Below are 2,215 nucleotides of genomic sequence, written 5' to 3'. Positions count from 1 at the left end.
TAGTGTAACTGTTACAGAATCCAGTATCTATAAGTATCTACCAGTAGTAAATAGTAACATCTGAATGCCACGGTCGTACTCTATTGGTGAGTTTGCGGATGAACTCGGTGTTCACGCCCAGACCGTGAAACGTTGGTGTCGGAACGACAACCTCGACTACACCCGGACACCGGGTGGTGAACGACGGATTCCACATCGGGAACTCCGTCGACTTGCTGGCGATACTCGGCCAACAGACCGTGTTGCCCTCTACGCTCGCGTCTCCAGTCACGGCCAGAAAGACAACGGCGACCTCGACCGCCAACTTGAGCGACTCACAGACTACGCTCACGATCACGGCTGGAGCGTTGAAAATACGTACACCGACGCTGGCAGTGGTCTCAACGAAGACCGTCGTGGACTTGACTCGCTCCTTGATGACGTACAAGAAGCCGACTATGGACGCATTCTCGTCACCTACGAAGACAGACTCACCCGCTTTGGGTTCTCGTATCTTGAACGGTATTTCGACTGCTACGGTGTCACCATCACTGTCATCGAAGACGAGACGGACAAATCCGCACAGGAAGAACTCGTTGAGGACCTCATCAAACTCGTCGCCAGCTTCAGCGGCAAACTCTACGGGATGCGCTCCTCGAAAAAACAACAGGTCGTCAACACTGTTGAGTCAGAGGTGAAACCCGATGAGTGACCACCTCTCGCTCCCGATTCGCCTCCCAGATGAGGACGACAAACGATTCGAGCGACTGGCAACACTCACCCGTCGTGTCGCCAATCATGTCCTTGAAAACCACTGGACGCCAGTCCATCTGGACGGGATTGCTGACGCATCGCATCAGGCGTGGAAATATTTCGATGAACACGAACCGTTCGACGAACTCGACCTGTATCTCCCATCGCGGTTTCGACGGTGCATCTTGCAGAAGGTTGGGGAAACCCTCCGGAGTCACGCCGACCGCCGAGACGCTTTCCAGTCCATTCAAAGCGTGTTGCCCGAGTATAAAGTCCGACGCATCCACCGACGTCGCATCAAAGAACGGCTCTGGGACGACGGCGACTACCTCTCGTCAGGCTACGTGGACATCCTCATCGACCAACTCACCAGCTACTACGACCGTCACGGGGCGTATCCAGCCACGTACTTCGAAATGCAGGACTGTCCAGCGTACGATAGCGGCGTCTTGCCGTTCTCTGCGGACGACGGCCCAACCAGCGGCCAAGTCGTCAAATACCAGTACGACGCCGACAGTGAGATGTTGATCATCCGGCTCAAGACGCCAGACACGTTGTCGCCGGAGACACGAGGTGACTGGTCGTGGACGGAGTACGAGCGTGACGGTTACGAGACGTTTCATGACCTGCTCGCCCACGGCGATCTCTCGGCTCCCGAGTTTCAGCCATCTCGTCGAAAGACCGGTGACACCTACTACGAACTGTCCTTTCCCGTCAAAGTCGATCAGACAGAGACGAACGACGACGTTGACTGCATACTGGCGCTTGACGGCGGAATGCGGAAAGATATGACTGCCGTGGTGGTCAGTGACGACGGCGAACAACTGTCTACGCCACAGTTCATCCAGTTCACCGATCGCGAAAAGATGCGACGGCTCCACCGTGAACGAACCCGACTGAACGACCGCCTTGCCGCGTTGCGCCGTGATGGTCGCTCGCATACTGACGAGTTCGCACACATCCAGAGCGAATACGAACGGGTAAACAGCAAGATTCGGCACAAACGCGAACAACTGACGCACGATATAGCCAACCAAGTTCTCGCACTTGCGCTCATCTACGACGTGGACTCGATTGTCCACGAGGACTTGCGGTCGCTCTCTCCACCGGGGGACGAAGGCACGTTGTCGTGGGAATTGTCGTCATGGGCGCGGCGCGAGATCATCGAGAACATCGAATACCGAGCAGACTGCGCTGGAGTTGCTGTTGAGCGAGTCTATCCACAGGGAACAAGTCGGTCGTGTCCCCGGTGTGGCTCAACCGGCCACACTTGCAAATCGCCCGACCACCAGCAAGAACACTGGTGGGGCGGGCACTTCCGGTGTGACAACGCCCGGTGTGGGTTCGAAGGCGACCGGGATTACATCGGGGCGCTGAACGTGGCTCGCGTGTTCTTCAGCGAGACGGACGGGCTAGACCACGGTTTCACATCCTCCTACAGGGGGGATTCTGAAATCGTGCTAGCTGGCCGTTCCGCTGGTGA

At 56.7% G+C, this 2,215-nt stretch carries 2 protein-coding genes; both read left to right on the top strand.

All coding sequences use genetic code 11. The annotated features are described in order from the left end of the window. The first annotated feature begins 64 nt into the window (after positions 1 to 64). Positions 65 to 691, top strand: a complete 627-nt coding sequence (locus tag AArcSt11_RS16830) for an IS607 family transposase (protein WP_250598863.1) — start codon at positions 65 to 67, stop codon at positions 689 to 691. Continuing rightward, a partial coding sequence (locus AArcSt11_RS16825; RefSeq protein ID WP_250598861.1) for a transposase occupies positions 684 to 2,215 on the top strand: 1,532 nt, incomplete at its 3' end. The genes AArcSt11_RS16830 and AArcSt11_RS16825, both read left to right, overlap by 8 nt.

This window comes from Natranaeroarchaeum aerophilus (assembly GCF_023638055.1).
GTDB classification, from domain to species: domain Archaea; phylum Halobacteriota; class Halobacteria; order Halobacteriales; family Natronoarchaeaceae; genus Natranaeroarchaeum; species Natranaeroarchaeum aerophilum.
The sequence above is the reverse complement of the archived record's forward strand: the minus strand, read 5'-3'. Positions and strand labels throughout refer to the sequence as shown.

Excerpts from the sequence above, each read along its gene's own strand:
- AArcSt11_RS16830 (WP_250598863.1), top strand. The coding sequence starts at position 65 with ATGCCACGGTCGTACTCTATTGGTGAGTTTGCGGATGAACTCGGTGTT.